At 69.7% G+C, this 17,273-nt stretch carries 18 protein-coding genes; 10 read left to right on the top strand and 8 right to left on the bottom strand.

The genetic code is table 11. From position 1 onward, the window contains the following. Nucleotides 1–1,943: DEAD/DEAH box helicase (locus VIR15_RS03735; protein ID WP_331926130.1), on the top strand; the 1,943-nt coding region annotated here is incomplete at its 5' end. Nucleotides 1,944–2,011: 68 nt separating this feature from the next. Here VIR15_RS03735 and VIR15_RS03740 read toward each other — a convergent pair. After that, nucleotides 2,012–2,953, bottom strand: a complete 942-nt coding sequence (locus VIR15_RS03740) for a 5'-3' exonuclease (RefSeq protein WP_331926131.1) — start codon at nucleotides 2,951–2,953, stop codon at nucleotides 2,012–2,014. Nucleotides 2,954–3,014: 61 nt separating this feature from the next. Here VIR15_RS03740 and VIR15_RS03745 point away from each other — a divergent pair, with 61 nt between their 5' ends. Further along, complete coding sequence (locus VIR15_RS03745) at nucleotides 3,015–3,473, top strand: Lrp/AsnC family transcriptional regulator (RefSeq protein ID WP_331926132.1); 459 nt, start codon at nucleotides 3,015–3,017, stop codon at nucleotides 3,471–3,473. A gap of 31 nt (nucleotides 3,474–3,504) precedes the next feature. Here VIR15_RS03745 and ybaK read toward each other — a convergent pair whose 3' ends face one another. From ybaK to VIR15_RS03760, 3 genes are all read right to left on the bottom strand, one after another. Beyond that, nucleotides 3,505–4,020: a Cys-tRNA(Pro) deacylase gene (ybaK, locus tag VIR15_RS03750; RefSeq protein WP_331926133.1), complete on the bottom strand. Its 516-nt coding sequence runs from the start codon at nucleotides 4,018–4,020 to the stop codon at nucleotides 3,505–3,507. Nucleotides 4,021–4,025: 5 nt separating this feature from the next. After that, nucleotides 4,026–4,646, bottom strand: coding sequence for a TetR/AcrR family transcriptional regulator (locus VIR15_RS03755; protein ID WP_331926134.1), 621 nt, complete (start codon nucleotides 4,644–4,646; stop codon nucleotides 4,026–4,028). Nucleotides 4,647–4,721: 75 nt separating this feature from the next. Continuing rightward, nucleotides 4,722–6,164, bottom strand: coding sequence for a KamA family radical SAM protein (locus VIR15_RS03760; protein ID WP_331926135.1), 1,443 nt, complete (start codon nucleotides 6,162–6,164; stop codon nucleotides 4,722–4,724). 88 nt (nucleotides 6,165–6,252) lie between these two features. Here VIR15_RS03760 and kdd point away from each other — a divergent pair, with 88 nt between their 5' ends. After that, nucleotides 6,253–7,335 carry an L-erythro-3,5-diaminohexanoate dehydrogenase gene (gene kdd, locus VIR15_RS03765; RefSeq protein ID WP_331926136.1) on the top strand — a complete coding sequence of 361 codons (1,083 nt, stop codon included), beginning with the start codon at nucleotides 6,253–6,255 and terminating at the stop codon, nucleotides 7,333–7,335. 34 nt (nucleotides 7,336–7,369) lie between these two features. Here the strand turns inward: kdd and VIR15_RS03770 are convergent, their stop codons facing one another. After that, nucleotides 7,370–7,771, bottom strand: coding sequence for a DoxX family protein (locus VIR15_RS03770; RefSeq protein WP_331926137.1), 402 nt, complete (start codon nucleotides 7,769–7,771; stop codon nucleotides 7,370–7,372). A 201-nt stretch (nucleotides 7,772–7,972) separates the two neighbouring features. On the opposite strand from VIR15_RS03770, the gene kamD reads away from it, so the two are divergent. From kamD to VIR15_RS03800, 6 genes are all read left to right on the top strand, one after another. Then, nucleotides 7,973–9,622: a lysine 5,6-aminomutase subunit alpha gene (gene kamD / locus VIR15_RS03775; RefSeq protein WP_331926138.1), complete on the top strand. Its 1,650-nt coding sequence runs from the start codon at nucleotides 7,973–7,975 to the stop codon at nucleotides 9,620–9,622. Then, the gene (gene kamE, locus VIR15_RS03780; protein ID WP_331926139.1) at nucleotides 9,619–10,353 is read left to right on the top strand and encodes a lysine 5,6-aminomutase subunit beta; all 735 of its coding nucleotides are present in this window, start codon (nucleotides 9,619–9,621) and stop codon (nucleotides 10,351–10,353) included. Before kamD ends, kamE begins: the two co-directional genes overlap by 4 nt. 22 nt (nucleotides 10,354–10,375) lie before the next feature. After that, a complete protein-coding gene (gene kal / locus VIR15_RS03785) occupies nucleotides 10,376–10,780 on the top strand; it encodes a 3-aminobutyryl-CoA ammonia lyase (RefSeq protein WP_331926140.1) in 405 nt (134 codons plus the stop codon). A 35-nt stretch (nucleotides 10,781–10,815) separates the two neighbouring features. Continuing rightward, nucleotides 10,816–12,333: an apolipoprotein N-acyltransferase gene (gene lnt / locus VIR15_RS03790; protein WP_331926141.1), complete on the top strand. Its 1,518-nt coding sequence runs from the start codon at nucleotides 10,816–10,818 to the stop codon at nucleotides 12,331–12,333. A gap of 196 nt (nucleotides 12,334–12,529) precedes the next feature. Continuing rightward, a complete protein-coding gene (locus VIR15_RS03795) occupies nucleotides 12,530–13,336 on the top strand; it encodes a polyprenol monophosphomannose synthase (protein ID WP_331926142.1) in 807 nt (268 codons plus the stop codon). Beyond that, nucleotides 13,333–13,860 carry an FxsA family protein gene (locus VIR15_RS03800; protein ID WP_331926143.1) on the top strand — a complete coding sequence of 176 codons (528 nt, stop codon included), beginning with the start codon at nucleotides 13,333–13,335 and terminating at the stop codon, nucleotides 13,858–13,860. Before VIR15_RS03795 ends, VIR15_RS03800 begins: the two co-directional genes overlap by 4 nt. A gap of 119 nt (nucleotides 13,861–13,979) precedes the next feature. Here the strand turns inward: VIR15_RS03800 and VIR15_RS03805 are convergent, their stop codons facing one another. The 3 genes from VIR15_RS03805 to VIR15_RS03815 all read right to left on the bottom strand — a co-directional run bounded on the left by VIR15_RS03805 (nucleotide 13,980) and on the right by VIR15_RS03815 (nucleotide 16,623). Then, nucleotides 13,980–14,339, bottom strand: coding sequence for an RNA polymerase-binding protein RbpA (locus VIR15_RS03805; RefSeq protein ID WP_331926144.1), 360 nt, complete (start codon nucleotides 14,337–14,339; stop codon nucleotides 13,980–13,982). 105 nt (nucleotides 14,340–14,444) lie between these two features. After that, nucleotides 14,445–15,833 carry an MFS transporter gene (locus VIR15_RS03810; protein ID WP_331926145.1) on the bottom strand — a complete coding sequence of 463 codons (1,389 nt, stop codon included), beginning with the start codon at nucleotides 15,831–15,833 and terminating at the stop codon, nucleotides 14,445–14,447. 64 nt (nucleotides 15,834–15,897) lie between these two features. Next, nucleotides 15,898–16,623 carry a YwiC-like family protein gene (locus VIR15_RS03815; RefSeq protein WP_331926146.1) on the bottom strand — a complete coding sequence of 242 codons (726 nt, stop codon included), beginning with the start codon at nucleotides 16,621–16,623 and terminating at the stop codon, nucleotides 15,898–15,900. 113 nt (nucleotides 16,624–16,736) lie between these two features. Here VIR15_RS03815 and VIR15_RS03820 point away from each other — a divergent pair. Next, the coding region (locus VIR15_RS03820) for a M28 family peptidase (RefSeq protein WP_331926147.1) at nucleotides 16,737–17,273 on the top strand (537 nt) is incomplete at its 3' end.

Consider the following 17,273-nt stretch of genomic DNA (forward strand, 5'->3'; position numbering starts at 1 on the left):
GCCCTGGCGGTGGCGCGACCCGAGCGGAGGTCATCGACCGCCTCGACCGGGAGGGCCTGCTTCCGGCCATCACGTTCATCTTCAGCCGGGCCGGATGCGAGGCGGCGGTCGGTCAGCTGCTCGCCACCGGGATGCGCCTCGTCACCGATGCGGAGGGGGCCGCGAACCGGCGGCTCGTCGAGGAGCGGGTCCAGGGCATCGCCGAGGAGGACCTCGCGGTCCTCGGCTACTGGGACTTCGTCGAGGGCATCTCGAGGGGCTTCGCCGCCCACCACGCCGGCATGCTGCCGACCTTCCGCGAGATCGTCGAGGAGCTGTTCACGCAGGGTCGCGTGCGCGCCGTCTTCGCAACCGAGACCCTCGCCCTGGGGATCAACATGCCGGCCCGGACCGTCGTGCTCGAGAAGCTGGTCAAGTTCAACGGCGAGAGCCACGTCGATGTCACGCCTGCCGAGTACACCCAGCTGACCGGGCGGGCCGGCCGCCGCGGCATCGACATCGAGGGCCACGCCGTCGTCATCTGGAACCGCGGGCTCGACCCCGAGAGCGTCGCCGGCCTCGCCTCGACCCGGACGTACCCACTCCATTCCAGCTTCCGACCCACGTACAACATGGCCGTCAACCTCGTGCGCCAGTTCGGACGGGGGAGCGCGCGGGAGATCCTCGAGACCTCTTTCGCGCAGTTCCAGGCCGACCGCGCCGTCGTCGGCCTGGTGCGGACCGTGCGACGCAACGAAGAGGCCCTCACCGGCTACGCGGAGGCGATGACCTGCCACCTGGGTGACTTCACGGAGTACGCCGCCATGCGCAACGAGATCCGCACGATCGAGAAGGAGGGCGCGAAGGCCCGCTCCGCGTCCCTGCGCGCCGCGGCCGCGGTCTCGCTCGAGAACCTCAAGATCGGCGACATCATCCGCATCCCGAGCGGACGTCACAGCGGTCTGGCCGTCGTGGTCCTGCCCAACCGTGGTGGCAGGCGCGGCGATGCCCCGTCGCCGGCAGTCGTGACCGAGGATCATCACCTGCGGCGGCTCACCCTGCACGATGTCCCGTCGCCCCTCGAGCCGCTCGGCACGATGCGGGTCCCGAAGCACTTCAACGCCAAGAACCCGAAGGCTCGCCGCGACCTGGCGGCGACCCTCCGCGCGACCCTGCCGCACGACCCGCCACGGACTCGCCGCGTAAGCCGAGTGATTGACGAGGACGCCGCCGACGAGCGCATCGACGAGCTGCGTCGTCGCCTGCGCGCACACCCGTGCCACCAGTGCCCCGACCGCGAGGACCATGCACGCTGGGCCGAGCGGTGGTGGCGGCTGCGTCGCGAGACCGACGGGCTGCAGCGGAAGATCGAGGGCCGCACCAACTCCGTCGCGAAGACGTTCGACCGGATCTGCGACCTGCTCGTCGACCTGGGCTACCTTGCTGACGGCGGCGAGCGCGTCACCGAGCACGGGGAGCGGCTGCGCCAGCTCTACACGGAGAAGGACCTGCTGGCCGCCGAATGCCTCCGCGAGGACGTCTGGCGCACCCTCGACCCGCCCTCGCTCGCCGCCGTGGTGTCCACGCTGATCTACGAGCCGCGGCGCGAGGACGCCGGCCTGGCGCCACGATGGCCGAACGACGACGTGCGCGAGGCACACGACCGCATGCTCGCCATCTGGTCGGACCTCGAGGACGCCGAGGGAGCGCTGGCCCTGCCAACGACCGGCGCGCCCGATCCCGGGATCGCCTGGGCCGTCCACCGCTGGGCGAGCGGCCGCCGCCTCGAGGACGTCCTGCGGGGCACCGAGCTCGCTGCCGGTGACTTCGTGCGACGGTGCAAGCAGGTCATCGACCTGCTGGGCCAGCTGACCGATGCCGGCGACCGTGACCTCCAGCGCGTCGCCAGGAAGGCGAGCGACGCCGTGCTTCGGGGCGTCGTCGCGGCTGACCGACTGGACTGAGCCACCCCAGAACATGCCGTATGCCGCTGAGCCGGCTCAGCGGCATACGGCACCGTTGGCTGGGTGGCTCAGCCCAGACCGAGGGCACTGACGACGCGGTCGAAGGGGTTCGTCAGGCCATGCTCGACGGCGAGACGGGACATCAGGGCCGGATCGGCCACCCGGGTCGGCGCGCTGAGGTCGACCTCGCCGATGGGTGCGTCCCGGACGACCTCGACGACCCTCGGCGCGGCGTCGAGGTACTCGGCCCCCGCCTCGAGCCGCGCCCGCTGGGCACCCTTGATCGCGGGGTCGCCCGCGTCGATCGCCGCCCGGAGCGCATCGAGGGACCCGTACGTCGTGATGAGCTTGGCGGCCGTCTTCTCGCCGATGCCCGCGACCCCCGGCAGTCCGTCGCTCGAGTCACCCCGGAGGACAGCCATGTCTGCGTAGGCCGCGCCGCTCGGGATGCCGTACTTGTCGAGGAGGAACGCCTCGTCGACGACGTCCGCGTTGCGCACCCCGCCGCGCGCCGTGTACAGGACGCGGATGTCGTTGGCATCGTCCACGAGCTGGAACAGGTCGCGGTCCCCGGTGACGATGTCGATCGGGAGCCGGCCCCGGTACAGCGTCGCGAGCGTGCCGATGACGTCGTCGGCCTCATGCCCGTCCACGCCGACGCGGGCGACGCCGAGCGCGGTGAGCGCGTCGACGATGATCGGCACCTGAACGGCCAAGGCGTCGGGCACCTGCTCCTCGACGACCCCGTCGACCGTGCTTGCCACGCGGTGGGTCTTGTACGTCGGGATCGCCTCGACGCGAAAGGCGGGCCTCCAGTCGTTGTCCCAGCAGGCCGCGAGGTGCGACGGGCGCGAGCGCTCGACGAGCGTGGCGATCATGTCGAGCAGGCCACGGACGGCGTTGGTCGGGAGGCCGCTCGGGCCGATGACCTCGGGCACGCCGAAGAAGGCCCGGAAGTAGAGCGAGGCGGAGTCAAGTAGGAGCAGCCTCTCGGCTGTCGGCGGCGGCATGTAACGAGAGTAGGGCCCGGATCTGCCCGACAGAGCGGGGGGCGCGACTAGGGTTTCGAGCATGGAAGACCTCGACCGTCGGCTCGTCGGGCTGCTCCTGGCCGACGGGCGCATGAGCTTCACGGACCTGGGCCGGGCGACCGGCCTGTCCACGTCCGCGGTCCACCAGCGGGTCCGGCGACTCGAGGAGCGCGGCGTCATCACCGGCTACTCCGCGACCGTGTCGCCGGAGGCCCTGTCGCTGCCACTCACCGCCCTCATCTCCGTCACGCCGTTCGACCCGAGCGCCCCTGACGATGTCCCGGAGCGGCTGAGGCACATCGGCGAGATCGAGGCCTGCTACTCCGTCGCCGGCGTCGAGAGCTACATCCTCAAGGTGCGCACCGCTACGCCTGGGGCTCTGGAGGACCTGCTCGCCCGGATTCGTACAGCCGCGAGCGTCTCCACGCGGACCACCGTCGTCCTGTCGACGCCGTGGGAGGGTCGCAGCAGCGCTGCCGAGCGGGCGCCGGAGGACTGACCGAGCGAGATCGACTCTACGACAACGTATCTCACGCGCGTGCGATGGGGGCCTGGGAACCAGCTGTGGCCCGGAGCAGGTCGTCGGGGGCGAGCTCGACCTGGAAACCTCGACGACCGCCCGAGACGTACACCGTGTCGTGCGAGGACGCGGAGCCGTCGACCACGGTGCGCAGCCTTCGCCGCTGGCCGATGGGCGAGATGCCACCCAGGACGTACCCGGTGGCCCGGGCGGCGTCGGCTGGGTCCGCCATGCGAACCGCCTTGACGCCCAACGCCGCCGCCACCGCCTTGAGGTCCAGCTGACCAGCCACGGGGACGATCGCAACGGCAAGGCCCTCGCCCGTGTCGACGAGCAGGGTCTTGAAGATGCGGTCCGGGGCAACCCCGAGCTCACGAGCGGCCTCGTCCCCGTAGCCCGTCGCTGCGGAGTCGTGCTCGTAGGTGTGCCCGGTGTAGGTGATTCCGAGGGCGTCGAGGGCGAGCGTCGCCGGGGTGCTGGGCCCCGAGCCGGGGCCGCGGCCGCCCTTCCTCGACGAGCGAGCCACGCGGGTCAGGCTCTCGCGAGCGATGCCAGGCCATCCCAGGTCGTGGTGACGACGAGCTCGGCCGCCTCCTGGGCCGTCATGCCGGGGCGTTCGCTGCGGTAGGCCGCGAGTCGCTCGATGCCTCCGATGATGACTTCGACGAGCGGCACGAGGCGCCGCGACGGGAGCTCGGCGAAGCCCGGCAGCATCGTGATGCCCTCGGCGAGCGCCTTTGCCGTCTGTTGCCTGATGCGCTCCACCGACGCGGCCGCCTCGCCGATGAGGGCGCCCTCGGTGCGCAGGAGGGCGAAGCCCCGGTCGTGCTCGTCAATGAAGTCGAAGAAGGCGGTGATGACCTCGCGGACCCGAAGCCGCGGCGTCGCGTCGGGGTTCGACTCCCACGCCAGGATGACCGCGGCGAGGAGCTGGTGTCGGGCGCGCTCGATGGTGGCCGCGAACAGCCCCTCCTTCGAGCCGAAGTAGTCGTAGATGAGCGGCTTTGTCACGCCGACCTGCTCGGCGATCTCGTCCATCGTCGTTGCCTGGAATCCGCGTGAGCCGAAGACCCGCTCGGCGACCTGGAGCATCTGCGCCTCCCGCTCGGCGCGAGGCATCCGGGTCCGGGCAGGCGGCGGCTTGGCGGTCACGTGCGCAGTCTAGGGGTGACGCGGACGCGTCCGTGGACGTCGCCCGGTACCTGAGCCGATGGCCGGCGAGCCGCGTCAGACGAGCTGGGACTCGGCCGCGGCACGGCTGGCGGCGGCTCGCTCGCCCGCGGCGGCGATGACCGTCTCATGGTCCACCGCGTCACGCCACCACTGCTGCCCGGACTCCCCAAGCGTGTAGATCGGGTCGTAGTAGACGTACTCGCGGGAGAGTGCAGCGGTGTCCGCCCCCTCGATGGAGGTCCGGTAGTTCTTGCGCCAGTAGGAGATTCCGCGCTCGGTGTCGTACTCGTCCTGCTGGTGGACCCAGCGCTTGCCGACGAACGGCACGTCGCAGACGATCCGTGGCGTCGCGAAGCCGGGCAGGTAGCCCAGGATCGAGTGCTGCAGGTGCTGCGCCTCCGCGAGCGAGAGCCTCCAGTGCTCGGAGAACGGGATCATGTCGCACATGTAGAAGTAGTAGGGCGTGATCATCGCACCGTCCGTCAGCGCGAAACACAGGTCGAGCAGCTGCTCGGTGGTGTCGTTGACCCCGCGCATGAGAACGCCCTGGTTGCGCACGTCGCGGACGCCGGCCTCGAGCATCGCCTTCGACGCCCGGGCCACCGAGGGCGTGATCGACTGGGCGTTGTTGACGTGGGTGTGGATCGCGAGCGAGACGCCGCGGGCCCGGGCCTTGGTGGCGACCCGGGCGACGCCCTCGACGACGTCCTCGGCGAACCAGTGCTGTGGCAGACCCATGAGCGCCTTGGTCGCCAGGCGGATGTCGCGGATGTTCTCGATCTCGAGCAGCCGGTCGAGGAACGCCTCGAGGTTCTTCCACGGCATGTTGGCGACGTCGCCACCCGAGACGACGACGTCCCGGACCGCCGGGGTGTCGCGCAGGTAGGTCAGCATCGCGTCGTAGCGGTCGACCGGCTTGAGGTCGAACTTCAGCTTGTTCACCTGCGGCGTCGAGTTGCCGACGAGGTCCATGCGGGTGCAGTGACCGCAGTACTGCGGGCAGGTCGGCAGCAGCTCGGCGAGAACCTTGGTGGGATAGCGGTGCGTCAGACCCTCGGCGACCCACATGTCGTGCTCGTGCAGCGAGTCACGCGAGGCATGCGGGTGCGACGGCCAGTCGGTGCGACGGTCCGAGAAGACCGGCAGCATGTAGCGCCGGATCGGGTCGGCGTAGAACGCCTCCGTGAAGTCGTGGCCCGCCGCCGGCATCGGCGTGTCGGTGGATGGGACCATGGTGTTGAGCATCTGCGGCGGCACGAGCATCGACATCGTGGCGCGCTCGGCCTGGTCCCGCTCGAGGTCGGCATAGAACCGGTCGTCGAGCAGGTCGCCCATCAGCGCCCGGAGCTGCTTGAGGTTGCGCACGCAGTTGACCCGCTGCCACTGGGCGCTGTCCCAGTCCTCCTGGGTCACGTCCCGCCAGCCGGGGAAGCGCGTCCAGTCGGGCTCCACGAGCTCGCGGCGTTGGTACACGTAGGGCTGCTCAACCATGGTCATGCCGTCACGATACCGAAATTTCGTCATCGAATCTTCTATGCTGCCGGAGGATCTTCCGTTCAAGCCGCTTCAGACCGAAGGATCGATCGTGAATCGTGACCTGCCCTCCTCACCCGTCGGCCTGCACCGGGTGCTCGACCCGAGTGGGGACGCGATCACGCTCCCGCAGGCGGCGCGACGGCTCGACGCGCGGCCCGAGCTGTGGCCGGACGAGGTCCGGATCGACGTGGACACCCTCAACCTCGACGCGGCGTCCTACCGCCAGCTCGCGGAGAAGCACACGACGGCGGGGGTGATCGACGGCGACGCGGTCCGGTCGGAGGTCGTCGCGATCATCGCCGACCGCGGGAAGATGCAGAACCCGGTCACCGGCTCCGGTGGCATGCTCATCGGCACCGTGGCGGACGTGGGGCCCGAGAGCCGAACCGACCTGCGGGTGGGGGACCGCGTCGCGACGCTGGTCTCGCTCTCGCTCACGCCGCTCAGCATCACCGACGGCCTGGCCCGTTGGGACGGGCGCTCGGAGCAGGTCCCGGCCGAGGGTCACGCCATCCTCTTCGGGCGCACCATCGCCGCGCGCCTTCCCGATGACCTCGACCCACGCCTCGCCCTCATGGTGATGGACGTGTGCGGGGCGCCGGCCCTCGTCGAGCGCGTGGTGGGGGAGTACACGCAGTCGTATGCCGCTGGGCCCCGACCGCTCACCGTCGCCGTTCTCGGCGGGGCGGGGAAGTCGGGCTCGTTGTCGCTCGCAGCGGCACGTCGCGCCGGTGCCGGGCACCTCATCGCCGTGGTGCCGAGCGACCGGGAGCATGACCTGCTCGAGCCGACGGGTCTGGCCGACGAGGTCGTCGTGGCCGATGCACGGTCCCCGCTCGGGTTGAGCCGTGCCGTGGAGGCAGCCGGTGGGCCGGCTGACGTGACGGTCGTCTGCGTCGATGTCCCGGGGTGTGAGCAGCCCGCGATCCTGTCCACCGCGCAGGGCGGCACGATCATCTTCTTCAGCATGGCGACCAACTTCGCGGCAGCCGCCCTGGGTGCGGAGGGCCTGGCCGCGGACGTTCGCATGCTCATCGGCAACGGCTACGTGCCCGGACATGCCGAGCTCGCACTTGACCTCGTCCGCGAGAACACGGCCGTCCGCGACCTCTTTGCGGCCCGGATCGCCTGATCAGATGGACTGACCAGATCTACCTACGTGACCCTCAGAAGAGGGAGTTGGTGATGGTCATGCCTGGGTCCTGAGAGAAGGCCCAGAAGAGAACGAGCGCGCCGCCCGCCAGCGCCACGTCCTTGTTGAACTGGACCATCTCCATCTGCTTGGCCATCGGCTCGGTCTCCTTCCAGAAGGCATGCATGAGCAGGGCGGTGGGCAGCAGGAAGACGACGAGGAACAGGGACCCGAGGTCACCCCAGAGGCCGAGCAGCACCGAGATCCCGCCGAGCAGGATGAGCACTCCGGAGACCTGGGTGGCGAGCACCGGTGACGGGACGCCCTTCGACCCGGCGTAGGCACCCATGGCCTTGCTCTGGGTCAGGTGCCCCATGGCGGAGGCGAGGAACAGCGCGACGAAGAGAATCCGGCCGACGAGGAGAACGAAATCCATGAAAGACAGCTCCCGGATGTGTGGAGGAAGTGAACAGGTAGTCACATGTTCAACTACGGATTCTGCACCCTTTTGCCGCAAACGTCACCCGCGGAGCGCCATGAATTTCGTCCATTCGCCGGTGAGGGGGCGAGGTGTGCTGATCTTGCGGTCTGACGGCCATGTAGCAGGAGGAACTGCGGTGTTGGCTAGGCTGGCGCCGTGACTTCTCCTGCACGTCTCGAACTCGATCCCGCCGTCGTCCGCAGGGCTCGAGCGCTGGCCCGTCAGGCGGCCGCCCCGGTCGTCTCGATCGCCAAGCGGCACACCACGGTGTCCGTCGAGCGGGCCACGCTCCGGCTCGCCGGGCTCGCAGGGGCGGACCACGAGCGAGTGCCGTGGGTCAACCACCTCGTGTCGACCGTGCGCGACCAGGTCGGCCTCGAGCACGGCGTGACGACTCCGGTCTACGACGCCTTGCTGCGGGGGGAGGCCCCGGACCTGGCGACGCTCGCCCAGAAGGCGTCGAGCGGCAATGTCTCCTTCCGACTTCCCACGGGGCGCGAGGAGACGGCCGCCAAACGCGCGGCAGCCCGCGGGGTGTCCGTCGGCCTGAAGCGGATCGATGCGGCCCGGAGGACACGCGAGCGTCTCGTCGCCCGGCTCGGCGACCCGAAGCAGAGCCCGTGGATCTATCTCATCGTCGCGACCGGGGACATCCACGAGGACATCCCGCAGGCCCAGGCGGCGGCCCGGGAGGGCGCCGACGTCATCGCGGTGATCCGGTCCACGGGGCAGTCGCTGCTCGACTACGTCCCCGAGGGCGCGACGCGGGAGGGCTTCGCCGGCACGTACGCCACACAGGAGAACTTCCGCCTCATGCGGGCGGCCCTCGACGACGTGAGCAAGGAGCTCGGCCGGTACGTGCGCCTCACCAACTACGCCTCCGGTCTGTGCATGCCGGAGATCGCCGCGCTCGCCGGCCTGGAGCGGCTCGACATGATGCTCAACGACTCGATGTACGGCATCCTCTTCCGCGACATCAACCCCATCCGCACCTTCGTCGACCAGCGCTTCTCCCGCCAGATCCACGCACGCGCCGGGATCATCATCAACACCGGCGAGGACAACTACCTGACGACAGCGGACGCGGTCGAGGCGGCGCACACCGTCACCGTGAGCCAGCTGCTCAACGAGCGGTTCGCCAAGGAGGCCGGCCTCGAGGACTGGCAGCTCGGCCTGGGCCACGCCTTCGAGATCAACCCCGATCTGCCCGACAGTTTCCGCCTCGAGCTCGCCCATGCCCTCCTCGCTCGGGAGCTGTTCCCTGAGGCGCCCCTCAAGTGGATGCCCCCGACGAAGCACATGACCGGGGACATCTTCCGGGGCTACCTGCTCGACGGCTTCTTCAATCTCGTCGGCGCGATGACCGGCCAGGGCATCCTCCTGGTCGGCATGATGACCGAGGCCGTCGTCACGCCCTTCCTCTCGGACCGAGACCTCGCCCTGCAGAACGTCCGCTACGTCATGAACGCCGCGGGTGGCCTGGCCGAGGACTTCCATCCGCCGCGTGACGGCTTCATCCAGACCCGGGCGAGGCAGGTCCTCGGCGAGGCGGTCGACCTGCTCGAGCGCATCGTGCACGACTCGGATTCCGCTGGTGACCCACCCCTCCTCGCCGCCATCGCCGACGGCACGTTCGGCCTGATGAAGCGGCCCCCCAACGGCGGCAAGGGGCTCGACGGGGTCGTCGAGCGAGCCCCCGGGTATGACAACCCCGCCATCACGGCCCTCGATGCGGGCACGCCCAAGCCAGCCCAGCGGCATACGGCAGCGTCGGCAGTGACCGTCAAGGAGGTCGTGAACCGTTGAGCGGCAACATCATTCGCCCGTACGGCGACACGACCGGCGACGGCATGGTCCAGCTGTCGTTCACGCTGCCCATCCCGCACGACAAGCGCGCCGAGGGGGCTGCCCTGCAGCTGGCCCGGAAGATGGGCCTCGACCCGGCCCTCATCGTCCACGCCAAGGCGATGGGCCCGGACTTCACCTTCTTCGTCGTCTACGGCAGCGTCCACCACCTGGTCAACCTCGACGACGTCCACGTCGTCGAGCGCGAGTACCCGCTCCTGTCGGCCAAGGACGCGAACGCGGCGATCAAGCGGACGCTGCGCCGCCCGCTCGTCGTCGTCGGTGCCTGCATCGGCACCGACGCCCACACCGTCGGCATCGACGCGATCCTCAACATCAAGGGGTTCGCGGGGGAGAAGGGACTCGAGTACTACTCCGAGATCACCGTGGTCAACCTCGGCGCCCAGGTGCTCGTCCCGGACCTCGTCGCGCGCGCGAAGGAGGAGAAGGCGGACGCCGTCCTCGTCAGCCAGGTCGTGACGCAGAAGGACGCGCACATCCACAACACGATGCAGATGTCGGCCGCCTTCCGCGAGGCGTACCCGGCAGGGACGGTGCCGATCCTCGTCGCCGGCGGTCCACGGTTCGAGGAGGGCTCGGAGGCTCGCCTCGGGATCGACCGGATCTTCGGGCGCGGGACCAAGCCGTCTGAGGTTGCGAGCTACCTCGTCCATGAGATGTCCACGAGATGACGACCCGAAAGGCAGGCAGGACGTGAGGGAGTCAGCAGCACGTGCGTCACGCGCGGAGGTCGGCAGGCGGGTCACGCACCGGCGCTACGTGCCCTACAGCCACGCCCACTACGCCGGCAACCTCGTCGACGGCGCCTACTCACTCGCGGCCTTCGGCGACGTCGCAACCGAGATGTGCATCATGACCGACGGCGACGAGGGGCTCTTCGCCTCCTACAGTGACGTCCAGTTCAAGGCCCCGGTACGGGCCGGTGACGTCATCGAGATCTCGGCGGAGATCGTCCGGGTCGGCAGCCGCAGCCGCGAGATGGCCTTCGAGGTGCGGGTGGTAGGGCGTGGCAACCCCGAGCGGGGTCCGTCGGCAGCAGACCTGCTCGAGCCGCCCATCGTCGCAACGACCGCGCGTGGCGTCGTCGTCGTCCCCTGACCCGGAAACCCAGCCCAGCGGCATACGGTAACCCCGTGCTGCGTCGCGTCGTGGGTGCCCTCGTCAGTGGGGGAGTGCTGTGCCTTGCCTTCCCCACCTTCGACGTCTGGGTCGCTGCGCCGGTATCCCTGGGCCTGCTCGCGCTGGTTCTCACCGGGGTCCGTCCCCGCGCGGGCTTCGGCCTCGGCCTCCTGGCCGGTCTCGCGTTCTTCCTGCCGACCCTGCACTGGGCAGGGGTCTACGTCGGCAACCTGCCCTGGCTCGCCCTCGCGACGCTCCAGGCGCTCTTCGTCGGTCTCGTGGGTGCCCTGTATGCGTGGCTGAGCCGGCCGGGCCACTCAGGCACTGTCCGGCCCCTCGCCTTCGCGCTGGTCTGGGTCGTCGTCGAGGGACTGCGGGCGAGAGCGCCCTATGGAGGGTTCCCGTGGGTCAAGCTCGCCTTCTCACAGGCGGACTCGCCCTTCGGGCACCTGGCCTCCCTCGGTGGTGCCCCCTTCGTCGGGTTCGTCCTCGCGCTGAGCGGTGGCCTTCTCGCCGTGGTCGCGTCTCGGGCCCGTGACCGTATGCCGCTGGGCTCGCTCGCGCTCCCGGCTGCCCTGGCCGTCGGGCTGGGTCTGTCCGGGTTGCTGGTGCCCCTGCCGACCGACGGACCGACGGCGCAGTTCGTCGGCGTCCAGGGCAACGTGCCGCGTGCGGGCCTCGACTTCAACGCCGAGCGGCGGGCCGTGCTCGACAACCACGTCAAAGCGACGCTCGCCGCGCAGGCCGAGGGCGCAGGCCAGCCGCGTCCCGATCTCTACGTGTGGCCCGAGAACTCCTCCGACATCGACCCGCTGCGCAACGCGGACGCCAACCAGCTGATCCGCAACACGGTGGACCAGATCGGTGTCCCACTCATCGTCGGTGGCCTGCTCGAGGAGCCGAGGGGCTACCTCTCCAACGTGTCGCTGCTCTTCGAGCCTGGGAAGGGCAACACGGATCGCTACGTCAAGCGCCACCCCGTGCCGTTCGGCGAGTACATCCCCAACCGTGCCTTCTGGCGCCTCTTCAGTGACAAGGTCGACCTGGTGCGGCGGGACTTCTACCCCGGATCCGAGGTCGGTCTCTTCACCGTCCCAGCCGCGTCCGGCCAGGAGATCAGGGCCGGCCTGTCGATCTGCTTCGAGGTCGCCTACGACGACATCATGCGCGATGTCGTCAATGCGGGCGCCAACGTTCTCGTGGTCCAGACCAACAACGCCACGTTCGGCTACACGGCCGAGTCGCCGCAGCAGCTGGCGATCAGCCGGCTGCGGGCGATCGAGTTCGGTCGATCCGTCGTCCACGTGTCCACCGTCGGCCAGAGTGCCCTCATCACCCCCGACGGGACCGCTCACCAGGTCACCTCGTTGTTCACCCAGGCCGTCGTTCGCGGTGCCCTGCCACTGCGTGACTCGATGACGCTGGCCACCCGGCTGGGCGAGAGCCCGGAGTGGGTCGCTCTCCTGGCGCTCGTCGTCCTGCTCGGACGCAGGCTCCGCGTGCGGCGTCAGCGCGCCGCACTCAGCGACTGACGGTCGGCGCACGCGTCGATCCGCGGGGGAGGGGCGACTGGAACGCCCCCGACGGTGTGCGCGTTGACTGGACAGAAGGTCCCACGAGGTGGCCGCCACGGTGGCTGTCGTTGACAGGCACCGTTCGCCCTACGATGACTGAGCCCGTGCTGCCGACGCCGCAGGCGAACCACCTCGAATCGAGCGAAGGAATGGGATGACCTCCACCACACGGGAGCCGATCCACCGAGTAGCGGTGCTCATCCCGACCTACAACGAGCGGGAGAACCTGCCACGGATCGCCTCGCGCCTGCGCGCCAGCGTGCCGGACGCCGACCTCGTCATCCTCGACGACAACTCGCCCGACGGCACCGGCGAGGTCGCCGACGGACTCGCCGCCGAGGACCCGAAGATCCGGGTCGTCCACCGGGCGGGCAAGGAGGGGCTCGGGCGGGCGTATCTCGCTGGCTTCGCCCTCGCGATGGATGAGGGCTATGACGCCGCTGTCGAGATCGATGCTGACGGATCGCACTTGCCGGAGCAGCTGCCCGCCCTGCTCGCCGCGCTCGCCGACGCGGATCTCGTCATCGGGGCTCGCTGGGTCCGTGGGGGAGCGGTCCGCAACTGGCCGGCCCGCCGCAAGGTGCTCTCGGTCGGCGCCAACGCCTACACGAAGGTGCTGCTCGGCATGGGGGTCAACGACGCGACAGCGGGCTTCCGGGCCTACCGCACGAGCGCGTTGCGTGCGATGAACCTCGAGGGGGTCGAGTCCCAGGGATACTGCTTCCAGATCGACCTGACGCTGCGCGCCGTGAGGGCCGGACTCACCGTCGTCGAGGTGCCGATCACCTTTGTCGAGCGTGAGATCGGAGTCTCGAAGATGGGCAAGGACATCGTCCGCGAGGCCCTCTCCAACGTCACGAGGTGGGGCATCGAGTACCGGGCCGGGCAGGCGCGGTCGCTCGTGCAGCGCGCCCTCGGGCGGCCCGTGGCGCCGACGCCGGACGTGGAGCGGCAGCGATGACCACACCGCCGCGCCGAGGGCGCCTGCGACCGACCCGGATCGCGGCGCTGTTGCTGCTCATCGTCCCCATTCTGGAGGTCATGACGCTCATCGCCGTCGGGCAGGCCATCGGTGGCTGGCAGACGTTCTTCCTCCTCGTCGCCATGTCGGTCCTCGGCGCCTGGCTCATCCGCCTCGAGGGGGCGCGCGCCTGGGTCGCCCTGACGCAGGCGTTGCAGAGCGGGCGCATGCCGGCCCGCGAGCTCGCCGACGGCATGCTCATCCTCATCGGCGGCACGCTGCTCCTGACACCGGGATTCCTCACGGACATCGTCGGCTTCGCGCTCGTCCTGCCGTTCACGCGGCCCGTTGCCCGGAGGCTGCTGGAGGCAGTGATCAGCCGTCGCCTCATCGCGCAGTCGCCCTACCTGGGCGCGGTCTCCGGCTTCGGCGCTGGCGACACCCGGCCTGAGTCAGGCCCGGGCGCACCGCGTCGTTCGACGTCCGACGGAGACGTCATCGAGGGCGAGATCATCGACGAGTAACGGTCACCGCCGAGTGAGGTCGCCAGCGAGCGCGAGCGAGCCCAGCGGCATACCGCTGGGAAAAGGCAACGAGCCCACCCCCACGAACGGGGCGGGCTCGTCTGGCGAAGCCGGCGGGGTCAGGCCGACTTCTTGCGGCGCGGCTTCTCACCGCGGGACTCGCGCAGGAGCGTCAGGCGCTCCTCGAGGAGCTCCTCGAGCTCAGGGATGGAGCGACGCTCGAGCAGCATGTCCCAGTGCGTGCGCTGGTGCTTGACCGGTTTGGTCTCCGGCTCGGGCCCACCCTGCAGACGGGCCTCGAGACCACAGCGGCACTCCCACGTCGGGGGCGGCTCCGCCTCGACGGAGAAGGGGAGCTCGGTCCGGTGGCCGTCGGGGCAGACGTAGAGTGTGAGCATCCGCTCACTGGGGACGACGTTCTCGTCACTCTCGAAGCTGCGCGCGCCGAGGTTGGAACCTCGTAGTGCTCGATCTGCCATCAGAACCCCTCCCAAGAAGTCTGTTCGTGGCCAGTACCCAGCAGGTACCTACCCTCACAGACGCTTGAACGAGCCAAACGGTTGCGTTGTTCCCGCGACCTGATATCAGACGACGACCGGCACCGGGTTGCCGGCCTCCTCGATGCCGCGGCGCATGTCCACCTTGGCGAGCAGCAGACCGCCCACGACGAAGAAGAAGATGAGCACGACGATCGCCCAGCGATAGCTGTGGGTGAACTGGTAGACGAGCCCGAAGGCCAGCGTCCCGAGCCAGCTCGTGCCGCGCTCCATGGCCTGGTAGAAGCCGAAGAACTCGGCTTCCTTGCCGCGCGGGATGAGCTGGCTGTAGAGGGACCGGGAGAGGGCCTGGGTCCCGCCGAGCACGATGCCGATGAGGAAGCCGAGCGCGAAGAAGAGCGCAATCGCCTTGGCGGGGACGAAGAAGGCGATGATGACGACGACGCTCCACAAGGCGATCCCTGCCAGCACCGTCCGCCAGGCGCCGACTCGCGCGGCGGCGGCACCGAAGAGCCGGGCACCGAAGAACGCGACGAACTGGACGAAGAGGAACAGGCCGAGCACCGTCTCCTGGGCGAAGCCGAGCTCCTTCTGCCCGTAGAGGCTGGAGTTGCCGATGACCGTCTGGATGCCGTCATTGAAGAAGAGGTAGGCGAGCAGGAACAGCATCGTCTGCGGGTAGAGCCGCAGCTCGCGGAACGTGGCCGCGAGCTGCTTGAAGCTGCCGCCGACGACGCCGGCCTTGCGGTCGACGGGCGTGCCGACGGTTCCGGTGAGGTGGGCCAGGCCGCGCACCGGGATGATGGTGAAGGCGGCCCACCACACGCCCGCCATGAGCAGGCTGATCCGCGTCGCCATGACCGTGTCGAGACCGAGCTGCTCCTTGAAGGTCAACATCGCGAAGTTGATCGCCAGCAGGAGCCCGCCGCCGAGGTAGCCCAGTGCCCAGCCCTTGGAGGAGACCCGGTCGCGCTCGTTCTCGTTGGCGATGCGGTTGAGGATCGAGTCGTAGATGACGAGGGAGGCGCCGAGGCAGAGGCTCGCCACGATGGTCAGGACGACACCGAGCTGCCAGTTCGTCCCGGCGATGAAGAACATGAGGCTGGCGGCGAGGGCCCCGGCCCACGCGAACCCCGCGAAGAGCCGTGTGGGCCGCGGGCTGCGGTCGGCGACGGCGCCGATGAGCACGAGGAAGAGCGCGGACACGATCGTCGCGAGGGTCACGGTGTACGCGTAGACCGAGCCGGGGGAGATCGGGATGCCCAGGACGTCGAGGTTGGTGGTGCAGGCGGTGTCGTCCTCGATACCCGGGCACACGCTCTGGGTGGCGACGTGGGTGAGGTAGGGGCCCATCAGGACCGTCGCCGTCGTCGTCACGTAGGCCGAGTTGGCCCAGTCGTACCAGTACCAGGCCCGCTGTTCCTTGGTCTCGGGGCGGGCCGCGTTGACGGGCTCGTTGACGGCGACGTCGGTCATGCGACGCACTCTCGCACACCATCGCTCGGACGTGTTCGCCAACACGTCACGTTTGGGCGACTGGTCAGACCGTGAGCAGGGAGACGACCGCGACGACCACCGTCGACACGATCTCACCGATGCCGAGCTGCTTGGGAGTGGCCCCCAGCCGCGGCACGAACGCGGCGCGGACGGTGAGCAGGAGGAAGACCAGCGCGAGCCACGGCGAGAAGATCAGGACGACCACGGTGGCCGCTGCATGGGCAGCGACGCTGAGCCACAGGAACCGCTCGTTGCCCCGCTCGCGAATCGCGGACTTGACGTAGAACACCGTTCCGGCGAAGTACAGGAACTGGGTCAGGGCCAGCAGCCAGGCCCGGTGCAGGTCGGTGCCGGACCCCGCCGCGTAGGCGACGACGGTCATCAGTCCGGATCCCACCACGGTCGTCAGGCCCGAGAGCAGCTCCCGCTCACGTCGTGCGGCCGCGGCCCACAAGCCAACGCCGAGAGGCAGGATGAACAGTGGGGCCCACACGATGAGGCTCGGCTGCACGGCCAGCGTCACGAGCCCGAGCACCGCCGCAGCGATGCCATAGGCGCGAACCGGTGGCCAGTACCGCGGGCGCCGACGTGCCTTGAGCCACAGGCTGGTCGCGAAGAAGGCGAAGTAGCCGACGAACCAGAGGGCGGTGAGCGGCACGTGCACCCATGCCGGTCCGCCAGCGAGGATGCCGACGGCCAGGGGAGAGGCGAGCATGGCCCACGCGCCGTGCTGGTTGGGCACCCAGCCGGGACTCCGCGACCTGCTCACGCTTCGAGCCTAAGCGTCGCCGGACGGCTCCTGGCGCATGTTACCCGTGAGTTTCGCCACCGCCGCGGCGGCATCTCCGTCGCGCTTGACACCGCGTCGTACGGTGGTGGCGCATGCCGTTCCACCAGTCCCGCCAGATCAAGGCCCTCGGCGCCGTCGTCGCGCTCGTGGTCCTTCTGAGCGCGTGCGCCGCTGCCACGCCTGCGACCCTCGCGTCCAGCGACCGACGGACGTCCAGCACGCCGGCCATGATCGCGACCACGGAGCCGAGTCCCGGGCCGACGGTGACGACGCCGGCGCCAGCGACGCCCTCGACGCCGACCGCCCGACCGTTCGACGCAGCAGCCGCCCAGGACCTGGTGGAGCGGCTGGCCGGGATCGGGCCGAGGGACGCGGTGAGCAAGGCTTACCGACGCGCTGCGAACCTCGTGGCGGACCAGTTCACCGAGCTGGGCTACACCGTGCGCCGGCAGGCAGTGCCGGTGCCTGCTGGCGTGTCCTGGGGTGTCAGGGTCCCGTCGGGGACGACGGTGAACGTCATCGCGGACCCGCCCGGCTTCGATCCGGACCGCCCTCACATCGTGCTGGGCGCGCACCTGGACACCGTGCCGCAGGCCCCGGGCGCCGAGGACAACGCGTCAGGCGTGGCG

Source organism: Intrasporangium sp. (assembly GCF_036566125.1).
GTDB lineage: Bacteria > Actinomycetota > Actinomycetes > Actinomycetales > Dermatophilaceae > Intrasporangium.

Bases quoted from the DNA above. Each gene is read 5' to 3' on its own strand.
- VIR15_RS03740 (WP_331926131.1), bottom strand. From the start codon at position 2,953: ATGCCGCCGCCGACAGCCGAGAGGCTGCTCCTACTTGACTCCGCCTCG.
- VIR15_RS03745 (WP_331926132.1), top strand. From the start codon at position 3,015: ATGGAAGACCTCGACCGTCGGCTCGTCGGGCTGCTCCTGGCCGACGGG.
- VIR15_RS03760 (WP_331926135.1), bottom strand. From the start codon at position 6,164: ATGACCATGGTTGAGCAGCCCTACGTGTACCAACGCCGCGAGCTCGTG.
- VIR15_RS03770 (WP_331926137.1), bottom strand. From the start codon at position 7,771: ATGGATTTCGTTCTCCTCGTCGGCCGGATTCTCTTCGTCGCGCTGTTC.
- VIR15_RS03795 (WP_331926142.1), top strand. From the start codon at position 12,530: ATGACCTCCACCACACGGGAGCCGATCCACCGAGTAGCGGTGCTCATC.
- VIR15_RS03800 (WP_331926143.1), top strand. From the start codon at position 13,333: ATGACCACACCGCCGCGCCGAGGGCGCCTGCGACCGACCCGGATCGCG.
- VIR15_RS03805 (WP_331926144.1), bottom strand. From the start codon at position 14,339: ATGGCAGATCGAGCACTACGAGGTTCCAACCTCGGCGCGCGCAGCTTC.
- VIR15_RS03810 (WP_331926145.1), bottom strand. From the start codon at position 15,833: ATGACCGACGTCGCCGTCAACGAGCCCGTCAACGCGGCCCGCCCCGAG.